Source organism: Pantoea sp. X-Soil-ISGK-421 (assembly GCF_059730785.1).
On sequence record NZ_AP035979.1, the window covers coordinates 140,302 to 160,913 of the forward strand.

At 55.3% G+C, this 20,612-nt stretch carries 14 protein-coding genes and 1 tRNA gene; all 15 read left to right on the forward strand.

From position 1 onward, the window contains the following. Positions 1–39: 39 nt before the first annotated feature. The 15 genes from AC6I8K_RS00670 (at position 40) to bcsD (ending at position 20,612) form a co-directional block, all read left to right on the forward strand. Complete coding sequence (locus tag AC6I8K_RS00670; protein WP_064738212.1) at positions 40–504, forward strand: MarR family winged helix-turn-helix transcriptional regulator; 465 nt, start codon at positions 40–42, stop codon at positions 502–504. 101 nt (positions 505–605) lie between these two features. Continuing rightward, a complete protein-coding gene (locus AC6I8K_RS00675; RefSeq protein ID WP_064738211.1) occupies positions 606–1,034 on the forward strand; it encodes an organic hydroperoxide resistance protein in 429 nt (142 codons plus the stop codon). A 267-nt stretch (positions 1,035–1,301) separates the two neighbouring features. Next, positions 1,302–2,993 (forward strand): kdo(2)-lipid A phosphoethanolamine 7''-transferase, encoded by a 1,692-nt coding sequence (gene eptB, locus AC6I8K_RS00680; protein ID WP_064738210.1) that lies wholly within the window; start codon positions 1,302–1,304, stop codon positions 2,991–2,993. A 149-nt stretch (positions 2,994–3,142) separates the two neighbouring features. Beyond that, positions 3,143–3,219, forward strand: a tRNA-Pro gene (locus tag AC6I8K_RS00685). A gap of 839 nt (positions 3,220–4,058) precedes the next feature. Then, positions 4,059–5,669: a dipeptide ABC transporter periplasmic-binding protein DppA gene (gene dppA, locus AC6I8K_RS00690; RefSeq protein ID WP_483816556.1), complete on the forward strand. Its 1,611-nt coding sequence runs from the start codon at positions 4,059–4,061 to the stop codon at positions 5,667–5,669. A gap of 198 nt (positions 5,670–5,867) precedes the next feature. After that, positions 5,868–6,887 carry a dipeptide ABC transporter permease DppB gene (gene dppB / locus AC6I8K_RS00695; RefSeq protein WP_064738208.1) on the forward strand — a complete coding sequence of 340 codons (1,020 nt, stop codon included), beginning with the start codon at positions 5,868–5,870 and terminating at the stop codon, positions 6,885–6,887. 9 nt (positions 6,888–6,896) lie between these two features. Then, positions 6,897–7,799 carry a dipeptide ABC transporter permease DppC gene (dppC, locus tag AC6I8K_RS00700; protein WP_061719333.1) on the forward strand — a complete coding sequence of 301 codons (903 nt, stop codon included), beginning with the start codon at positions 6,897–6,899 and terminating at the stop codon, positions 7,797–7,799. Positions 7,800–7,811: 12 nt separating this feature from the next. After that, a complete protein-coding gene (gene dppD, locus AC6I8K_RS00705) occupies positions 7,812–8,798 on the forward strand; it encodes a dipeptide ABC transporter ATP-binding protein (protein WP_064738206.1) in 987 nt (328 codons plus the stop codon). Further along, a complete protein-coding gene (gene dppF / locus AC6I8K_RS00710; RefSeq protein ID WP_064738205.1) occupies positions 8,788–9,795 on the forward strand; it encodes a dipeptide ABC transporter ATP-binding subunit DppF in 1,008 nt (335 codons plus the stop codon). The genes dppD and dppF overlap by 11 nt, the downstream gene beginning before the upstream one ends. Before the next feature lie 477 nt (positions 9,796–10,272). Beyond that, a complete protein-coding gene (bcsO, locus tag AC6I8K_RS00715; protein WP_497826084.1) occupies positions 10,273–10,920 on the forward strand; it encodes a cellulose biosynthesis protein BcsO in 648 nt (215 codons plus the stop codon). Continuing rightward, on the forward strand, positions 10,911–11,711 hold the full coding sequence (bcsQ, locus tag AC6I8K_RS00720; protein ID WP_483816558.1) for a cellulose biosynthesis protein BcsQ: 801 nt from the start codon (positions 10,911–10,913) through the stop codon (positions 11,709–11,711). Before bcsO ends, bcsQ begins: the two co-directional genes overlap by 10 nt. A gap of 54 nt (positions 11,712–11,765) precedes the next feature. Beyond that, positions 11,766–13,871, forward strand: a complete 2,106-nt coding sequence (bcsA, locus tag AC6I8K_RS00725; protein ID WP_064738202.1) for a UDP-forming cellulose synthase catalytic subunit — start codon at positions 11,766–11,768, stop codon at positions 13,869–13,871. Further along, positions 13,868–16,351 carry a cellulose biosynthesis cyclic di-GMP-binding regulatory protein BcsB gene (gene bcsB, locus AC6I8K_RS00730; protein WP_497826085.1) on the forward strand — a complete coding sequence of 828 codons (2,484 nt, stop codon included), beginning with the start codon at positions 13,868–13,870 and terminating at the stop codon, positions 16,349–16,351. Before bcsA ends, bcsB begins: the two co-directional genes overlap by 4 nt. Positions 16,352–16,362: 11 nt before the next feature. Beyond that, a complete protein-coding gene (locus tag AC6I8K_RS00735; RefSeq protein WP_497826086.1) occupies positions 16,363–20,166 on the forward strand; it encodes a cellulose biosynthesis protein BcsC in 3,804 nt (1,267 codons plus the stop codon). Beyond that, positions 20,166–20,612: a cellulose biosynthesis protein BcsD gene (gene bcsD, locus AC6I8K_RS00740; RefSeq protein WP_064738199.1), complete on the forward strand. Its 447-nt coding sequence runs from the start codon at positions 20,166–20,168 to the stop codon at positions 20,610–20,612. The genes AC6I8K_RS00735 and bcsD overlap by 1 nt, the downstream gene beginning before the upstream one ends.

Here is a 20,612-nt window from a genome sequence, read left to right on the forward strand (position 1 = left end):
AGCTTGCAATTATCTAGCGCGCTATTTATATTGAAAACCATGAACAGTAATCAAGATGACAAAAAAGTGAAGCAGGCGCCACTTCAGTTAGATCAGCAGCTCTGCTTCGCGCTGTATTCGGCGAATCTCGCGATGCACAAAGTCTACCGCCAGCTGCTATCAAAGCTGGAGATTACTTATCCGCAATATCTGGTGATGCTGGTGCTGTGGAATCAAGACGATGTGACGGTTTCTGAAATTGGCGAGCAGTTGTTCCTTGATTCAGCGACGCTAACGCCGCTGCTGAAACGTCTGGAGATCGCGGGATTATTGCGTCGCCAGCGTTCACGTCAGGATGAGCGTCAGGTGGTGGTAACGCTGACCGATGAAGGCCGTGCGTTGCGCGATAAGGCCGAAACGATTCCAGAAGCCATTCAGTGTGCAACCGCCTGCAATGATGAGGCGCTAGCGTTACTAAAAGGTCAGTTAGACGAGTTGCGCGCCAGTTTGAATAGCGCCAACTAATACGCATTCGGGAAGTCGCTGTCTCGACATCCCATAATAAGAAGTTCAGGTTAGCGCATAATAAGTAGTGCGCGATTATATAGCGAATTAATGAGGTAATGATGTCTTTAGAAAAAGTTGTTTATACTGCAAAAGCTAAAGCTACCGGCGGTCGTGATGGTCGTGCTACTTCCTCTGACAACGTGCTGGATGTGAAACTGGGCGTGCCAAAAGAGATGGGTGGCGCAGGTGGCGAAGTAACCAACCCAGAGCAGCTGTTTGCTGCGGGTTATTCAGCCTGTTTCCTCGGCGCAATGAAGTTTGTGGCTGGCCGCGACAAGATTGCGATGCCAAAAGATGCATGGATTGAAGGCGAAGTCGGCATCGGTCCAATTCCGAACGGTTTTGGCATTGAAGCCAGGTTGAATATCCATCTGCCAGAGATGGACGCAGCTGAAGCGCAGAAGCTGGTTGATGCCGCCCACATCGTCTGCCCATACTCAAACGCGACGCGTGGCAACATTGACGTCACGCTGAACATCATTAACTAATCGTTATTGATGGCAATTTAAGGCTCCTGCGGGAGCCTTTTTTACATCTAAAAAAACGCTTTCCACTTCGATTAGAAAATTTATCTGGTCTTACCATTGGTTAAATGTTCTACTGCTCGGCTTCGCGCCATCGCCCTTTCGCCAGTCGGAATCGTCCCGATCCTGCACGTTGCGTCACGCTTTTTCCGCGGTTTAGCGAACTCTGCTGTCTTTAAACAGTCACATTACGGTTGATACAACGACACCAGGTCGGGAATACATATTTTCATGAATTATATTAAAAGTTTAACGCAGCAAAAGCTTTCTCTGCTGCTTGCGTTATATCTCGGTATCTTACTGAATTTACCGATATTTTATCGCCGCTTTGACGGCTTTTTAACGAAATCAAATATCTCTAATTGGCTCTCTGCAGCAGCGGAAGTGATGGCGGCTGTGCTGCTGACCTTCTTCCTGATGCGTCTGCTGTCGCTAGGTGGGAAATGGGCTTATCGCATTCTCGCCACGCTTACCGTGATTATTTCTGTTGCCGCCGCCTATTACATGGCGTTTTTCAACGTGGTGATTGGTTACGGCATTATCGCCTCGGTGATGACTACCGATATCGATCTTTCCAAAGAAGTGATTGGCCTGCATTTCGTGGTGTGGATGGTGCTGGTTAGTGCGCTACCGCTGCTGCTGATCTGGCGCAATAATCTGAGCCATACGCTCATTGAACAACTTAAAACACCTGGGCAGCGTCTGAAGCCAGTAGCCATCATGTTGCTGAGCGTTGCGTTGGTGTGGCTGCCGATTCGCTACTTTGACAAGTTGCAGAAAGTAAATGAAGAGATCACCAACATCGACTTGCCAAGTTATGGCGGCGTGGTGGCGCACTCCTATCTGCCTTCAAACTGGATCGCCGCACTCGGCCTGTTTGCCTGGACCAAAGTGGATGAAGAGTGGGATGGCAAAGCGCTGCTCGATCCGGCAAAAGAGTTTACTTACGTCGCGCCGCCAGGCATCGACGATACCTATATGGTGTTTGTGATTGGCGAAACCACGCGCTGGGATCATATGGGCATGCTCGGCTACGACCGTGATACCACGCCGAAGCTGTCGAAAGAGAAGAACCTGGTCGCGTTCCGCGGCGAATCTTGTGATACCGCCACCAAGCTGTCGCTGCGCTGCATGTTCGTGCGCGAAGGCGGCACCATGGATAATCCGGGCCGCACCCTGAAAGAACAAAACGTTTTCGCGGTACTGAAGGAACTGGGATTCACCTCAGAATTGTTCGCGATGCAGAGCGAAGTGTGGTTCTACGATAACGCTGACACCAACAACTTCTCGTTCCGTGAGCAGATTGGTTCTGAGAAGCGTAATCAGGGTAAAGCGGTCGATGACATGCTGTTAGTGCCGGAGTTACAGGCATCGTTGCAGCGCTTCCCGAAAGGCAAGCATATGGTGATTCTGCATACCAAAGGCTCGCACTACCTTTACTCGCAACGTTACCCGCGTGATTTCGCACGCTATAAGCCGGAATGCATGGGCGTTGATGAAAAGTGCAGTAAAGCGCAGTTGATTAATGCGTATGACAACTCGATTTTGTACGTTGATACCATGCTGGACAGCGTGCTGGATCAGCTACGTGATAAGAAAGCGATTGTGTTCTATGCCGCCGATCATGGTGAATCGATCAGTGAGAATATGCACTTACACGGTACGCCGCGCGAGATGGCACCGCCGGAACAGTTCCGTGTGCCGATGATGGTGTGGGCGTCTGATAAGTATCTTGAGGACCCCACCAACCGCAGCAATTTCGAACGTTTACAGGCACAACAGCGCGTGGGTAAAACCCATCGTCATGTTGAGCTGTTCGACACCATCATGGGTTGCCTCGGTTATACCTCGCCGGACGGTGGGATTAAAGCTGCCAATAACTGGTGTTCGGCACCTGCGGCCACGCCGGCCAAAACGCTTTGATTTCGTAGAGTCGCCATTTACGGCGACTGTTGCTCTGAACCCATTAAGCCGCAGAAGTTTAAGGCACTGTTTGCTTTCCAGGCGATCAGTTGGGTTTTCAGTAAAAGGCATTGACGCTTTTTTAGCAGCGCAGTAATATGCGCCCCCATCGGCGAGTAGCGCAGCTTGGTAGCGCAACTGGTTTGGGACCAGTGGGTCGGAGGTTCGAATCCTCTCTCGCCGACCATATTTGAAGAAACCTGCTTTTATAAGCAGGTTTTTTTTCGTCTGTAATTTGAGGGATCTGCGCCGATAAAGCGAAGCCAAACGTTCAGGCGATGGGAAGGCGGCTTGGTTAGCAAAGCGTCCGCCGCAGGGATGGGGCGGCCGAGGCTACAGGGACGTATTCACGCCGTCTTTGCGTTCGAGCCGCCTTTCCTGAGCAACGCACCGAGCAAAACGCAAAATCCAAAACGCAAAACGCAAAACTCATCAATTCGCCCATTCTATCCCTTAAAACCTGAATCCCTACCATTATCCCAACTCAATCCTCTGCATCCCACGCCAAATCGAAGCCGCACGCTTATTTCGTGACACATTCTTCTTATGACCGGTTTATGCATCATGCTGATTTCTTATGCCATTTCACTAGCACATTCCGCTGCCTGAACGTCATAACGCACGCACAATCGTTCAGATATTCAACATTTACCAATAAGTTTTGTGTGTTTTTTAGCGGTGATAATCACTGTCATTTGGCTAGATAGCCAGATAATCACGCGGCATTGAGTGCTTTATCACCTTTTTTAATTTTGGCTTACGCCTGGAAGGGTGTTTTTTATCGTTGCTTGCACTTACTCACACTCTGTGTAAATAACCCCACACTGTATTGACGTTCATTGCAACTGTTGACAAATTGATGCGTCAATAAAATGTAGAGACGGACGTGTCTGGTAGATTCCACGGTGCCAGTGCAACAACTATAACCGCTCACATTTTGCTTACGCTTAATTGACCTGCCCGAACCGCATAAAAAAATCAGAGGTCGGGCGACGCACACAACATCACATCACAATGGAGCAAAACATGATCAACTCCCTGGCTAAATCCAGGATGCTGAAGGTCGGTCTCAGCCTGATTGCTATGACCGTTGCCGCTGGTGTCCAGGCGAAAACCCTCGTTTATTGTTCAGAAGGTTCGCCGGAAGGCTTCAACCCGCAGCTCTTCACTTCGGGCACCACCTACGACGCAAGCTCCGTGCCGATCTACAACCGTCTGGTTGAGTTCAAAACCGGTACTACCGAGCTGCAGCCAGGCCTGGCAGAAAAATGGGATGTCAGCGCGGACGGTAAAACTTATACCTTCCACCTGCGTCAGGGCGTGAAGTGGCAAACCACGAAAGATTTCAAGCCAACCCGCACCTTCAATGCCGATGACGTCGTGTTCTCCTTCGAGCGTCAGCTCGACAAAAACAACAAATATCACGGTGTTTCTGGCGGCAGCTACGAATACTTCGAAGGCATGGACATGCCAAAGCTGATCGCCAAAATCGAGAAAGTTGACGATCACACCGTACGCTTCACCCTAACGCGTCCCGAAGCGCCGTTCATCGCTGACCTCGGCATGGACTTCGCCTCCATTCTGTCTAAAGAATATGCGGACAACATGCTGAAAGCGGGCACGCCTGAGAAGCTGGATCTCAATCCAGTGGGCACCGGTCCATTCGTACTGCAGCAGTATCAGAAAGATTCGCGCATTCTGTACAAAGCCAACCCAGACTTCTGGGGCACCAAGGCGAAGATTGATCGCTTAGTGTTCTCCATCACGCCAGATGCTTCTGTGCGTTATGCGAAACTGCAGAAGGGCGAATGCCAGGTGATGCCGTATCCGAACCCGGCCGACATCGCCAGCATGAAGAAAGACGACAAAATTAACCTGATGGAGCAGCCGGGTCTGAACGTCGGTTACCTGTCGTTCAACACCGAGAAAAAACCGCTGGATAATGTGAAAGTGCGTCAGGCACTGACCATGGCGGTAAACAAACAAGCCATTATCGATGCCGTTTATCAGGGTGCTGGCCAGGCCGCGAAAAACCTGATCCCACCAACAATGTGGAGCTACAACGACGACATCAAAGATTACGCTTACGATCCTGAGAAAGCGAAAGCGCTGCTGAAAGAAGCCGGTATGCCGGATGGTTTCTCAATCGACTTGTGGGCAATGCCGGTTCAGCGTCCATACAACCCGAACGCACGTCGCATGGCGGAAATGGTTCAGGCTGACTGGGCGAAAATTGGCGTGAAAGCCAAAATCGTCACCTTCGAATGGGGCGAGTACCTGAAACGTGCGAAAGCCGGTGAACACCAGACCGTTATGATGGGCTGGACCGGTGATAATGGGGATCCGGATAACTTCTTCGCCACGCTGTTCAGCTGTGCAGCGGCGAAAGACGGTTCTAACTACTCACGTTGGTGCTACAAGCCGTTTGAAGATCTGATTCAGCCTGCGCGTGCTGAAGCCGATCACAACAAACGTATTGAACTGTACAAACAGGCTCAGGTAGTGATGCATGACCAGGCTCCGGCGCTGATCATCGCTCACTCAACCGTATACGAGCCAGTGAGCAAGAAAGTCTCTGGTTATGTGGTAGATCCATTAGGTAAACATCACTTCGAAAACGTCGATATCCAGGAATAACCTTTCGGATTATCGCGGTTAGGGCCAGCGTTGCTGGCCCTCGGGCGGCCTCTTCGTCGCCCGCACTCCGCACTTTTTTTCCGGTAAATTCTACTATTGAAGCGCTTCTTGCGTCGCGTCCGCCCATGGCTGGCTGCGAGTGTTGAGCAATGTTGTCCCCGGCGGTAACGCTATGGGAAATGTCAGAGAACCAGGCTTATGCTGCAATTCATACTCCGACGTTTGGGCCTTGTCATCCCAACGTTCATCGGTATCACGTTATTGACCTTCGCGTTTGTCCACCTGATCCCCGGCGATCCGGTACTGATCATGGCCGGTGAACGCGGTATCTCCCCCGAACGTCACGCGCAATTGATGGCGCAGTTTGGCCTCGATCAGCCGATGTGGAAGCAATACATCACTTATATCAATGGCGTATTGCACGGCGATCTTGGCATCTCGCTGAAAAGCCGTATCCCGGTCTGGGACGAATTCGTACCACGCTTTAAAGCCACACTGGAACTGGGCATCTGCGCCATGTTGTTCGCAGTGGCAGTCGGCATTCCGGTCGGCGTGCTGGCGGCGGTAAAACGCGGCTCAATCTTCGATCACACCGCAGTGGGCATCTCGCTGACCGGTTACTCCATGCCGATTTTCTGGTGGGGCATCATGCTGATCATGCTGGTTTCGGTGCAGTGGAACCTCACGCCGGTCTCCGGGCGCGTCAGCGACATCATCTTCCTTGATGATAGCCATCCACTCACCGGCTTCATGCTGATCGATACGCTGCTGTGGGGTGAACCGGGTGATTTCAAAGATGCAGTGATGCACATGATTCTGCCTGCCATTGTGCTCGGCACCATTCCGCTGGCGGTGATTGTGCGTATGACGCGCTCCTCGATGCTGGAAGTGCTGGGCGAGGATTACATCCGCACCGCCCGCGCCAAAGGTCTGACGCGTATGCGTGTGATTGTGGTGCATGCGCTGCGCAACGCCATGCTGCCGGTGGTCACCGTGATTGGCTTGCAGGTCGGTACGCTGCTGGCCGGTGCGATTCTGACCGAAACCATCTTCTCGTGGCCGGGACTCGGCCGCTGGCTGATTGAAGCGCTGCAACGCCGTGACTATCCGGTGGTGCAGGGCGGCGTGCTGCTGGTGGCGATTCTGATCATTGTGGTCAACCTGCTGGTTGATCTGTTGTACGGCGTGGTCAATCCACGTATCCGTCATAAGAAATAAGGGGGAATCATGTCTGCTGTTGATCCCGCAAGCGTAACTGCTGCACCCAAGCCGATGACCCCGTTGCAGGAATTCTGGCACTACTTCAAACGTAACAAAGGCGCGGTGATTGGCCTGGTTTACATCGTTCTGATGCTGTTGATCGCCATCTTTGCCGATGTACTGGCTCCGCACGCACCGGCTGAACAGTTCCGCGATGCCTTGCTGCATCCACCGGTCTGGCAGGAAGGCGGCAGCTGGAGCTATATCCTCGGTACCGATGACGTTGGCCGTGATGTGCTGTCGCGTCTGATGTACGGCGCGCGCCTGTCGCTGCTGGTCGGCTGCATGGTCGTCGTGCTGTCGCTGATTCTTGGCGTGATCTTTGGCCTGATGGCCGGCTACCTCGGCGGCGTGGTCGACGCCATCATCATGCGCGTGGTCGATATTATGCTCGCGCTGCCAAGCCTGCTGCTGGCGTTGGTGCTGGTCGCCATCTTCGGACCGTCGATCGTCAATGCCTCGCTGGCCATCACCTTCGTCGCCTTGCCGCACTACATTCGTCTGACGCGTGCTGCGGTGCTGGTGGAAGTCAACCGCGACTACGTCACCGCGTCGAGCGTGGCGGGTGCTGGTACGCTGCGCCAGATGTTCATCAATATTTTGCCTAACTGCCTGGCACCGCTGATCGTGCAGGCATCATTAGGTTTCTCCAACGCCATCCTCGATATGGCGGCGTTGGGCTTTCTCGGTATGGGGGCGCAGCCGCCAACGCCGGAGTGGGGCACCATGCTCTCCGACGTGTTGCAGTATGCGCAAAGTGCCTGGTGGGTGGTGACATTCCCTGGAGTGACCATTCTGCTAACGGTTCTGGCATTCAACCTCATGGGCGATGGTTTGCGTGATGCACTCGACCCGAAACTCAAGCAGTAAAGAGGCACCGAGATGGCGTTATTAAATGTAGATAAGTTATCGGTGCATTTCGGCGACGAAAAGACACCGTTCCGAGCGGTTGACCGCATCAGCTATCAGGTCGAGCAAGGCCAGGTGGTGGGTATCGTGGGTGAATCCGGTTCCGGTAAATCGGTCAGCTCGCTGGCGATAATGGGTCTGATTGATTATCCCGGCCGCGTGATGGCGGACAAGCTGGAATTCAACGGGCGCGACCTGCAGAAAATCTCCGAAAAAGAGCGCCGCCAACTGGTGGGCGCTGAAGTGGCGATGATCTTCCAGGACCCAATGACCAGCCTCAACCCGTGCTACACCGTTGGTTTCCAGATTATGGAAGCGTTGAAGGTGCATCAGGGCGGCAGCAAACGCACGCGTCGTCAGCGCGCGATTGATCTGCTGGACCAGGTCGGCATCCCCGATGCAGCATCGCGTCTGGATGTCTATCCGCACCAGCTTTCAGGCGGCATGAGCCAGCGCGTGATGATCGCCATGGCGATTGCCTGCAAGCCGAAACTGCTGATTGCCGATGAGCCGACCACCGCGCTCGACGTGACCATTCAGGCGCAAATCATTGAACTGCTGCTGGAGTTGCAAAAGCAGGAGAACATGGCGCTGATCCTGATTACGCACGATCTGGCGCTGGTGGCCGAAGCAGCACAGCACATCATCGTGATGTATGCCGGACAAGTGGTGGAAAGCGGTAAAGCGGTGGATATCTTCAAAGCGCCGCGTCATCCCTACACGCAAGCGCTGCTGCGCGCGCTGCCAGAGTTTGCCGCAGACAAAGCGCGTCTGGCGTCACTGCCAGGCGTGGTGCCGGGTAAATACGATCGCCCAATGGGCTGTTTGTTGAATCCGCGCTGTCCGTATGTGACCGATCGCTGCCGCCGCGAAGAGCCGGAGCTGCGCGACATTCCTGGCCGCCAGGCCAAATGTCACTTCCCACTGGATGATGCCGGGAGACCGACTTATGAGTCTTGAGAACGAAAAGCAGGATTACCTGCTACAGGCGATTGACCTGAAAAAACATTACCCGGTGAAAAAAGGTCTGTTTGGTCAGGAACGCCTGGTCAAAGCGCTGGACGGCGTCTCGTTCAACCTCGAACGTGGCAAAACGCTGGCAGTGGTGGGTGAGTCCGGTTGTGGTAAATCCACGCTGGGCCGCTTGCTGACGATGATTGAAACGCCGACCGAAGGCCAGCTGTTCTGGCACGGGCAGGACCTGTTAAAACACGATCCGCAGGCGCAGAAATTGCGTCGTCAGAAAATTCAGATCGTGTTCCAGAATCCGTACGGTTCGCTCAATCCGCGTAAGAAAATCAGCCAGATTCTTGAAGAACCGCTGGTGATCAACACCTCGTTGACTAAAGCCGAACGCAAAGAGAAAACGCTGGAAATGATGGCGAAAGTCGGCCTGAAAACCGAGCATTACGATCGCTATCCGCACATGTTTTCGGGCGGCCAGCGTCAGCGTATCGCTATCGCGCGTGGCTTGATGCTCGATCCCGATGTGCTGATTGCCGATGAACCTGTTTCTGCACTCGACGTCTCGGTGCGTGCGCAGGTGCTAAATCTGATGATGGATTTGCAGCAGGATTTAGGGTTGTCCTACGTCTTTATCTCGCATGATTTGTCCGTGGTGGAGCACATCGCTGATGAAGTGATGGTGATGTATCTCGGCCGTTGTGTAGAGAAGGGCAGTAAAGAGGCGATCTTCAGCAATCCTCGCCACCCTTATACGCAGGCGCTGCTCTCGGCGACGCCACGCCTCAACCCGGACGATCGCCGCGAGCGTATCAAGCTGACGGGCGAACTGCCGAGCCCGCTTAATCCGCCGCCGGGCTGTGCGTTTAACGCGCGCTGCCGCCGCCGGTTTGGTACCTGCGTGCAGCTGCAGCCGAAACTGAAGCAGTATGGCGATCAGCAAATCGCCTGCTTCGCGGTTGATCAGGATGAAAACCAGCCAGTAGGCGTGTAATTAACGCACGCCATTAATGGATAAAGGCTCCTGCGGGAGCCTTTATTTTCTCTCCTTTAATACTTCAGGGAAATTAACGGCCGAAACCCGTTATGTCTTCCTTGGCATAAAAGCATTACGAGCCTGCATCAGTGAACGATTGGTCCTAATCAGGATATAAAGCGTAAAGGCAAATTCCTATTTTTGTCAGGATTGCGTGAGCTTTGCCACGCCGGAATAAAAGCCAAAATTTGCGCTACTAACGCGTTTTTTCAGTGGGTTAGCTAAAAGCCACCTGCGTGATTATTTCAGTTAATTGATACTAATTAATTTCTGACAATAAATAATTGCACACTTCTTGCATCTCCGCTTTTTCAATCTTAAAGATAGAATTCTTTTGTAGAATGCGATGGTTTAATAATCAGAATTTTCTCACCGTCTTTTAATGTGTGTGATATATTCGCGGAAAATTCCCTCCCGTTTTTACAGGCTCTGATCATGAAGAATTACGACGATCTGCAGCGTTTTAAAGAGAAAACGCAGACGCTTGACATCGCTTTTAAGGATATGTCCGGTCAATCGCAGGAAGCCGATCACAGTCAGTGGGCATTACTGCGCCAATTGACCACCGATCAAGAGCCTGACTTAGGCAGCGGCCAGCGAATCGATATGCTCCAGCCGCATCCCATTAGCGGTGATGAATTTAGCGCACCGCCGGAGCCCGCTCAGGCTGCGCCAGCCAGCACGTCGCGCGGATCGATTCTCGACAGTTTAAGCACACCTGCAGCCGCACCACCAGCGAGCAGTTCATCGCTGTTTCCACCCGCAAAATCTGCCTCATCGGCTATGCCGTTAGCGCCGAAAGCGACGCGGGTGGAGCGCCAGGCCGCAACTTCACTCTTTCCGCCGGCGAAACCTGCCGCTGTGCCGATTGAACAACCTGCTACTGTTGCCACGCCTGCGCCGATCGCGCCTGCACCTGCACCAATACCCACCTTTGCTGCACCGGTTGAACCGGCACATGCGGCAGCGTCTGCACCGTCCCGTTTTGGTGCTCTATTCCGCTCGCGTCCAGCTGAGCCGGCTAACCTTGCCAAAGAAACACCGTTAAAACCGCTATTGGAGAAGATTGCGCTATGCCGTTAGTTTGTGTGTGCTCGCCAAAAGGGGGAGTAGGGAAAACCACCATGGCGGCCAACCTTGCGTGGAGTCTGGCTCGCGCTGGCAGCAAGGTATTGGCAATCGATTTTGATGTTCAGAACGCCCTGCGCCTGCATTTCGGTGTACCGCTGAATGATGGTCGCGGCTTTGTGGCGCGCTCTGAAGATCAGGCCGACTGGAGCCAATCCATTCTGACCACTGGCGGCAATATTTTTGTCATGCCTTATGGCGATGTCACCGAAGCGCAGCGTGAACGATTCGAAGAGAACCTGGTAAAAGATCCGCATTTCCTGAAGCGTGGATTGGACACAGTGCTGAATTACCCTGGACTAGTGATTATTGCCGATTTTCCTCCAGGTCCGGGTCCTGCGCTTAAAGCCATGACTGCACTTGCCGATATGCATTTAGTGGTGATGTTGGCCGATACCGCCTCGGTCTCTTTACTGCCGCAAATAGAAAATGATCGCATGATAGGTCAGCCACTAAATAATAAACATGGTCATTATTTTGTCCTTAATCAGAGCGATAATCGCCGTAATATTAGCCGTGAAGTCACGGAATTTATGCAACAGCGTCTGGGTGAAAATTTATTAGGCGTGGTACATCGCGATGAAAGCGTCGCGGAAGCCAATGCTTCGCAACAATCTGTTTATGATTTCAGCCCGGCTTCTGCCGCCGCGTTTGATATCGAATTAGTGGCGAAACGCGTAGCTAATATCCTGAATATAACCGTGGGTAACGGTGAAGTTCAGGCACCGATTCGCAGCCATAATTAATAATGAGGCCGTAACCGGCCACATAAAAACAATACAGCTCCTTCAGGGTGAATCATGAGTAAACTCGGATTTTACCTGCTGCTGCTGGTGCTTGCACCGGTAGCAGCGGTAATCGTCATCACGCCTATGGACAGCCAGAAGCAATATATATTTGGCTTAATCAGCATCGGGATGATGTTTTTATTGGGCTTCAGCAAGAGCCGAAAAATAACCGTGGTGATGGTTATCCTTTCTGCGCTGATGTCGACTCGATATATCTGGTGGCGCACCACCGCGACGCTGCAGTTTAATTCAGAGATTGAAGCGATTCTGGGTATCGGCTTATATCTGGCTGAACTCTACGTCTGGCTGATCTTAATTCTCGGCTTCCTGCAAACGACCTGGCCATTAAAACGCACCATCGAACCCTTGCCGGATGATACCCGCCTGTGGCCAACGGTTGACGTCTATGTGCCGACCTACAACGAAAGCCTCGACGTGGTACGTGATACCGTGCTGGCGGCGCAGTGTATCGATTACCCGCGTGACAAGCTGAAGGTTTATTTGCTGGATGACGGCAAACGCAGCGAGTTTGCGGTATTTGCCGCCGATGTGGGTGTGGGTTACATCACCCGTGACGACAATAGTCACGCTAAAGCCGGTAACCTCAACCACGCCATGAAGATCACCAAAGGTGAGCTGATTTGCATCTTCGATTGCGATCACGTGGCCACACGCACTTTCCTGCAGGCAACGGTGGGTCCCTTCCTGAAAGATCCGAAGCTGGCGCTGTTGCAAACCCCGCACTACTTCTATTCACCGGATCCGTTCGAACGTAACCTGCGCGCGGCGCGCAGTATCCCGAATGAAGGTTCGCTGTTCTACGGCCCGGTCCAGCAGGGTAACGATAACTGGAATGCCACCTTCTTCTGCGGCTCCTGTGCGGTGATACGCCGTAGCGCGCTGGAAGAGATTGGTGGTTTTGCCGTGGAAACCGTGACCGAAGATGCACATACCGCACTGAAAATGCAGCGCCTTGGTTGGGGTTCCGCCTTCCTCGCGATTCCATTGGCCGCTGGTCTGGCAACGGAACGTCTCGGTCTGCACGTGGTACAACGTAACCGCTGGGCGCGCGGCATGACGCAGATCTTCCGCGTCGATAATCCGCTGTTTGGTCGTGGTTTGAAGTGGCAGCAACGCCTGTGCTATCTCAACGCCATGCTGCACTTCCAGTTCGGCTTGCCGCGCGTGGCGTTCCTGACGGCACCGCTGGCGTACCTGCTGTTTAACCTGAACATTATTCACTCGTCGGCGTCGCTGATTTTCGCCTACGTTTTGCCGCATCTGGTGATGTCGCTTTACGTCAACTCGCGCATGAACGGCAAGTTCCGCTACACCTTCTGGGGAGAAATCTACGAAACCGTGATGTGCTTCCACCTCATTATCCCAACGCTATTGACCATGCTGGCACCCAAGCGCGGAAAATTTAACGTAACGGATAAAGGTGGCTTACTCGATCAGGGGTTCTTCGACTTCCACATTGTGCGTCCACACGTCATTGTCGCGGTGCTGCTGTCGATTGGCATTATCGCTGGCGTGGTGCGCGCCACCGCGCATGACTACTTTGGTGTCGATCCTTACGTTATTGCGCTTAACGTTGGCTGGGCGGTGTTCAGCCTGATTATCCTGATGGCGGCGATTGCCGTGGCGCGTGAAACCAAGCAGGTGCGCAAAACCATCCGTATCGAGGTGCAAATCCCGGCAGTGATTCACTATGCCAGCGGCATCTCTTCACGCACGCAAACCAGCGATCTGTCGATGGGCGGCGCGCAGCTGGATGCGCCGGACAATCGGCACGAGCAGGATGAAATCGAAGAGATCGATCTGCTGCTGAAATCGGGCACCATCACTATTCCGGTCAGTAAAATCTCCGGCGATGAAGAGAGTATTCGTCTGCGCTTTGGCGATATGCCGCTGTCGCGCCGCCGTGAGCTGGTGCGCGTGGTGCTGGCGCGTGCCGATGCGTGGATTCAGCCCGAGTACAAGCAGGACAACCCGCTGGTTTCACTGGGCACCATTATTCGTACCGTATTTGAGCTGTTCTGGCTGACCTGGAAAGATCGCCGTGAGAAGCGTAAGCGTGACAACCCGCCCGCGGTAAAAGAGGACAGCGCTGCATGAAGAATTTGACGCAAACGTTGCTGGCAAGTTCGCTGGCAATGGCGCTGCTGCTCGCGCCAGCGTGGGCCGAAACCCCGCCAGTCACTCAGGATAGCTCTGTACTCTCTGATGTGCCGCCACCGCAAGGCATTGAAAGCGCAGCCGATCAGCAGCTGCAACAGGCGGCAGGCGCTGCTCCGTACGCGCCAGCGGAAACCGCACCTGCCACGGAAAACGCTGCGCCAGCAGAGCCTGAGGCAGCGCCAGAAAGGGTGCTGCCAACGGTTACGCCAACCGCACCGGCGGAAATGCCAGACACCTCTTCTGTGACGCTGCTCAACCAGCCGATCAGCAGCACTGTTTCGGTGGCGCAGATGGGCCAGCCGCGCGGCATTACGCTCACCGGCGGTCAGCTGCAATCCGGCATCGTGTTTACGCTGCCAGGCGATGAAGTGATCACCAACGCGCGCCTCAATCTGTCGTTGCGCGTCTCGGCGGCACTGGCAGCGCGTAACACTTCGCTGCAACTGATGCTCAACGGTCAGCCGCTTGGCACCTTGCCGCTCGGCTCCAGCGACAGCGATGTCAGCGACTACCAGCTGGATATTCCCGCGGCGATGGTGGTGGCGAGTAACAACCTCAGCTTCAAGATTAACGATGCCGATAAGTTGCTGTGTGAGAAAGAGAGCGCGCAGCAGTATCAGGTAACCATTTTGCCCAAAACCACGCTGAGCCTTGAAGGCCAGCAGCTGAACATTGGCACCAGTCTGCGCAACTTCCCGCGTCCGTTTATCGATGCGCAGCGCATGACGCCAGCCAGCGTCACCTTTGGCTTTGCCGCCAATGTCGCGCCGGATAGCATCAGCGCGGCTGCGCTGGTGGCATCATGGATGGGCATTCAGTCGGATTATCGTGGCATCCGTTTCCCGGTGGTGCGCGGCGATCTGCCTGAACACAACGGCATTCTGATCGGCCATCCGGGCGATAAGATTGGCACCGTGACCTTGCCAGCGACCAACGGTCCGCTGTTGCAGGTGATCGATAATCCCAACAATCCGATCTATAAACTGCTGTTGGTTGTCGGCGCGAACGACGATCAACTGCGTCAGGCCGCTAACCGCTTAACCACGCAGCCGCTGGCCACCGATGCTAACAGCCTCAACGTGCAGCCGCAGCCGATTGGCGTGCGTAAACCTTACGACGCGCCACGCTGGATCAACACCACGCGTCCGGTGCGCCTGAGCGAACTGCTGCGTAAAGATCAGAGCCTAACCACTACCGGCATCTGGCACGATGCGCTGCGCGTTAACTTCCGCGCCGCGCCGGATCTGTTTATGTGGGATGGCGACACCATTCCGGTGGAGCTGCACTATCGCTTCCCATCAGAAAGCTGGATTGACGAAAACAACTCCTTCCTTAACTTGACGATTAACGGCACTTTCCTGCGCAACCTGACGGTTAACAAAGTCGGCTTGCTGGAAAGCGCCTGGCATCGGCTGGGCGGCGATGCGCGTCAGGAGCATTACACCCTGAAGCTTGAGCCGTACCTGATTTACGGCGACAACCAACTGGCGCTTTATTTCAACATCAAACCGAAGGCGGACGCACCGTGCGGCGTGCTGCTGAACAACAACATTAAGAGCCGCATTGAAGAGGATTCGTGGATCGATCTGAGCCACACGCGCCACTTCACCATGCTGCCAAACCTCTCTTACTTTGTCGGCGCCTCGTTCCCATTCTCACGTCTGGCGGACTTCTCGCAAACCACGCTGCTGCTGCCAGAAAAACCGAGTGATGCGGAGATCGCCACGCTGCTGGATATGGCGTCACGCGCCGGTAACGCCACCGGCGTGCCGCTGCTGCAGAACCAGGTGCTGTTTGGCCTGCCGAAGGGCGGCACCCATATGGCGCGTGTGCAGCAGAGCGATTTGTTGGCGGTGAGCACCACGCAGAACAACGACTTCAACCAGACGATGCTGGCCAACACGCCGTATGAAACCAGCGGCAATACGCTGGGCGTGAAAGAGCCGAACACCTGGGACAAGCTGCGCGGCTGGCTGACCGGCGACTGGTATCGCCAGCAATTAGATGCCGATCGTTACTTCTCGTCTAACGAAGCGTGGCGCGGCTTTGTCAGCTATCGCTCACCGTGGAACCCGGATCGTCTGGTGGTGATGACGGTGGCGACCAGCGATCAGCAACTGCTGCGCCTGCATGAAGACCTGAATTCTGCGCGCATCAACGCCGGTATTCGCGGCGATACCGCCATCATCACCGATGAGAACGGCATTCGTAGCTTCCGCGTCGGCCCGCAATTCCCGAGCGGCGAAATGCCGTGGTACATGATGGTGGTGTGGTATGCCAACCAGCACTCGGTGCTGATGGCGTTGGCGGCATTCCTGCTTTCAGCGTTGGTCGGCGGTGGTGCCTGGGTGATGTTGAAACGTCATGCGTGGCGTCGTCTCAACCCAAAAGTTGATAGCAAGTCCGGCAAGAAGTAAGGATTAAAATAATGAAAAAACATCTGTTAAGTGCCGGTATTCGTTCTGCCCTGATTCTGGGTGGGGCACTGACGCTCTCTCAGCCGCTGCTGGCGGCGGAGAGTAGCAATCCTGCGTTGCAGGCGCTGTTCGATCAGGCGGCTTACTGGCATCAGAAAGCGCATGACGATCTGGCAAAAGCGTCGCTGCAGAAAGTGCTGATGGTTGAGCCGAACAACACCCAGGCGCTGTATCTGCTGGCGCTCTATTCGCAGCAGAGCGGTGGCACGGCGGAAGCGGCACAGTGGCGTGCGCGCCTGAGCGCGGCGTCGCCGAACGATCCGCATCTCAGCGAGCTGGACAACGCGCGCCAGCTGCAAACGATTCCGCAGGCGCAGCTGCAGCTGGCACGCCAGCAGGCACGCAGCGGCAACATCGCGGCGTCGCTGCAAACCTGGCGTAATACTTTCAGCGGCAACGAGCCGCCGCCGAGCGTGGCAGCCGAATATTATCTGACCATGGCGGGCGATCGTTCGCTGCTGCCACAGGCCGTAGAAGCGCTGCGTCAGTTCTCTGCCGATCACCCGCAGGATACCGGCGCCAAACTGGCGCTGGGTAAAGCATTGACCTATCAGGAATCGACACGCCGTCAGGGCATTGATGTGCTCGGTAGTCTGGCTGACGGGAATAAAGAAGCCGACCGATCGTTGCGTCAGGCGCTGCTGTGGCTTGGTCCGCAGGCATCGGATGCGTCACTGTACCAAACCTGGCAACAGCGCCATCCGCAAGACAACGCGGTGCTGGATTACTACCGTAAAAACGTCGGCGGCGCCGAGAAGGGCGCGGGCTTTACCGCGCTTAACAGCGGTGACGTCAGCAACGCGCAAAACAATTTTGAGAAAGTGCTGCAAGCCAACCCGCAAGATGCGGATGCATTAGCCGGTATGGGCTATGTCGCCCAGCGTGCCGGACGTTATGCCGAGGCGGCGGATTACCTGACGCGCGCGGCGCAATTAGGTGGCGATCAGAGCGATACGCGCCAGAAACAGGCCGCCGATGCGCGCTTCTACGCGCAGCTAGCGACCGCGCAGCAGGCGCTGAAAAATGGCGACAGCGCGCAGGCGTTGGCGCTGAGCGAGCCGCTGGCGCAAGCCGAAGGCGAGAAAGGGGTATCTGCCAAACTGTTCCGCGCTGACGTGCAGCGTCGCAGCAATCAGCTCGATCAGGCGGAGCAAACTTACCGCGCCATCCTGCAAAGCGATGCAGACAATCGTAGCGCCAAAGAAGGCCTGTTCTATGTGCTGCGCCAGCAAAACCGTAGCGCTGAAGCGAATACGCTGCTGGCATCACTGCCTGATAGCGTGCGTCAAAGCGTGGCACCACGCGGCAGCAGCACCGATCCGATTCGTGCGCAGGCCAGGCGTGAAGTGGCGGCGGGCAATAACAGCGCGGCGATTGTCACGCTAACCAGCGGCATTCAGCGCTATCCCAATGATGGCTGGCTGCGTCTCGATCTGGCGCGACTCTACCGCGCACAGGGCAATAGCATGATGGCGGCAAATATCATGCAGCCAACCCTGCGTAGCGGCGCCAGCACCACGGAACTCTATGCGGGCGCGTTAAATGCCAGCGAAAGCGGCGCCTGGCAGCAGGCGAGCCAGTTACTGTCGCGCATTCCTAACGGCAGCAAGAACAGTGCTATGCGCGAGCTGGCGCAGCGTGTGAACTTCAATCTGCAGATGGCCACCGCCGATCAGTATCTGGCGCAGGGTTCGAATGCGGCGGCGGCCAACACCTTGCGTGCGCTGGCAGCAACACCGCCAGCTAATCCGGTTGATGCCGGTAATTTGGCAGAAAAGCTGGCGAAAGCGGGCGATCTCACCACTGCGGTTTCCGTGGTGCGCAGCAACCTGCAGCGTGGCGTTCAGGGTAACGCCGGTGATTACGCTGCGCAGGTGGCGGTGCTGAATCAGGCCGGTCTCAACACTGAAGCGCAGAGCTTCCTCAGCAGCCCAGAACTGCAGGCACGCAGCACGCCAACGCAGCTGGCGGGCATTCGCAACGGCTATGTCATTAACGAAGTGGATCGTCTGCGTGAGCAGAAACAGTATGCCGCCGCTTATGACAAGCTGGTGGGCGCGCTACAGCACGATCCGCAGAACCGCGATCTGATGTTCGCCATGGCGCGACTGTATCAGTCCGGCAAGATGAACAAAGAAGCCGGCGTAGTTTACGACTACCTGATGACGCAGGACACCGCGACCCAGGACGCGCGTACCGGTGCTATCAACGTGGCGCTGGCACAGAATGACGTCAACAAAGCCAATACCTTAACGCGCGGCCTGCGCAATGAGCAGTCGCCGGATCGCTTGCTGCTGTTAGCCCGCGTGGCCGAAGCCAACGGCGAACACAGCCAGGCGATGAGCTATTTGCGCACCGCGCGCGGTCAGCTGATTGGTCTGCAAGGCGCAGAAACGGGCAGCGTGCCGAGCGTTGGCGGGTTGGCATTAGCCGACAATCCGTTTATCAATCGCGGCACCTCGCCAGTGGGACGCACGCCATCCAGCTATGGCGCGGTGATGCCGTGGCAGTCGGCACCGGCGGCCACCAGCAGCGCCGCAGGCGTGACGCTAGCGAGCAACACGCCTGCCGTGCAGCAGAGCCAGACGCTGCGCCAAATCGACAACATGATGGATGATCTGCAAGAGAAAACCGGCACTTGGGTGCAGGGGCAAATGCAGGTGCGTGGACGCGATGGCGAATCGGGTTTAAGCAAGCTGACCGAAGCCAAAGCGCCACTGACCTTCTCCACCGTGCCGTTTGGCGAATCGCGTTTCGATTTCACCATGACGCCGATTTCCCTCACCGCAGGCAGCGCGGGTGGCGACGCATGGCGCCGTTTCGGCACCAACGCGCTGGAACAGGGCAAAGTGGTGGCGGCAGGTGGCGCGAAAATTGATGATGTACCCAACTCCTCTACTGATTCGCAATCGGCGACCGGCGTGGAGCTGAACATGGCGCTGAAGGGCGACAGCTACAAAATCGACATCGGCAGCACGCCGCTCGGCCAGGACTTGAGTACGCTGGTGGGCGGCGTGCAGTGGTCGCCGAAGCTGACCGACTTCCTGACGCTGATCCTCACCGGTGAACGCCGCGCGATGACCGACAGCCTGCTGTCGTATGTCGGCGTCGAAGACAAAACCAGCGGTAAACGCTGGGGTCGCGTCACCAAAAACGGCGGTAACGCCTTGCTGAGCTATGACAACGGCGATGCCGGTTTCTACGTCGGCGGCGGGGCGTACAGCTATATCGGCGAAAACGTGGCGAGCAACAACAGCGTGCAGGCCACGGCGGGTGCCTATGTGCGTCCGTATCACCTTGACGATCGCGAGCTGAAAGTCGGCATGAGTTTGTCGTGGATGGATTACTCGAAAAACCTCAGCTACTTCAGCTATGGTCAGGGCGGTTACTTCAGCCCGCAGAACTATGCGTCGGTGTCGTTCCCCATCGAGTTCAGCCGCAAGTTTGACGATCTGAAAGTGAATGTCGGCGGTTCGGTGGGTTATCAATCCTACAGTCAGGATAAGAGCGACTACTTCCCTAACAATCCGTCGTTGCAGGCGCAACTGCAAAGTCTGGCCGATCAAGGCTATGTGCAGAATGCGGTTTACAGCGGCGACAGCAAAAACGGCATTGGCTACAACCTGCATGCCGGTGCGGATTACAAGATTAACAAAGATGTCACCGTGGGCGGTCAGTTAGGCTACGACACCTTTGGCGATTACAACGAAAGCACAGCCAATCTGTACTTCCGTTACCTGTTCGGAGATTACTAATGAGTGAACAAGTGGCAGCACGCGTCAGCCATCCGCATCAGCCGGGCTGGTTTGATCTGGTGAGCGCGATGATTGAAAGCATGCTGGACAACGCGGGCGAGGAAGCAGAAGGCTTCCTCAACGGGGTCGGCGTATCGCTGGCAACGCGCTATCCTTTACCAGAAGCGCGCACCGTGCAGGATCTGGAGCGTGAAATGAATTTGCAACTGGCGCGATTTAACTGGGGCTTTGTGCAATTACAGCCGCAGGAGAATGCCATTCTGATTCAGCACTATGCGTTGCCTCAGGGCGACAGCAATGTGGGTGTTGAACGCTGGCAGCTGGCATTAAGCGCGGTGTTAGCCGGCGTGTATGCGCAGTGGCTGCAGGCACAAGGTGGCAGCGCGACGGTACCGGTAACGCTTGAGAAGAACGACGGCGGCACGCTGCACTATCGATATCAATAG

Coding starts and splice junctions, on each gene's coding strand:
- bcsD (WP_064738199.1), top strand. CDS start 20,166: ATGAGTGAACAAGTGGCAGCACGCGTCAGCCATCCGCATCAGCCGGGC.
- dppD (WP_064738206.1), top strand. CDS start 7,812: ATGGCGTTATTAAATGTAGATAAGTTATCGGTGCATTTCGGCGACGAA.
- bcsB (WP_497826085.1), top strand. CDS start 13,868: ATGAAGAATTTGACGCAAACGTTGCTGGCAAGTTCGCTGGCAATGGCG.
- eptB (WP_064738210.1), top strand. CDS start 1,302: ATGAATTATATTAAAAGTTTAACGCAGCAAAAGCTTTCTCTGCTGCTT.
- AC6I8K_RS00675 (WP_064738211.1), top strand. CDS start 606: ATGTCTTTAGAAAAAGTTGTTTATACTGCAAAAGCTAAAGCTACCGGC.
- dppA (WP_483816556.1), top strand. CDS start 4,059: ATGATCAACTCCCTGGCTAAATCCAGGATGCTGAAGGTCGGTCTCAGC.
- bcsA (WP_064738202.1), top strand. CDS start 11,766: ATGAGTAAACTCGGATTTTACCTGCTGCTGCTGGTGCTTGCACCGGTA.
- bcsO (WP_497826084.1), top strand. CDS start 10,273: ATGAAGAATTACGACGATCTGCAGCGTTTTAAAGAGAAAACGCAGACG.
- dppC (WP_061719333.1), top strand. CDS start 6,897: ATGTCTGCTGTTGATCCCGCAAGCGTAACTGCTGCACCCAAGCCGATG.
- dppF (WP_064738205.1), top strand. CDS start 8,788: ATGAGTCTTGAGAACGAAAAGCAGGATTACCTGCTACAGGCGATTGAC.
- dppB (WP_064738208.1), top strand. CDS start 5,868: ATGCTGCAATTCATACTCCGACGTTTGGGCCTTGTCATCCCAACGTTC.
- AC6I8K_RS00735 (WP_497826086.1), top strand. CDS start 16,363: ATGAAAAAACATCTGTTAAGTGCCGGTATTCGTTCTGCCCTGATTCTG.
- AC6I8K_RS00670 (WP_064738212.1), top strand. CDS start 40: ATGAACAGTAATCAAGATGACAAAAAAGTGAAGCAGGCGCCACTTCAG.
- bcsQ (WP_483816558.1), top strand. CDS start 10,911: ATGCCGTTAGTTTGTGTGTGCTCGCCAAAAGGGGGAGTAGGGAAAACC.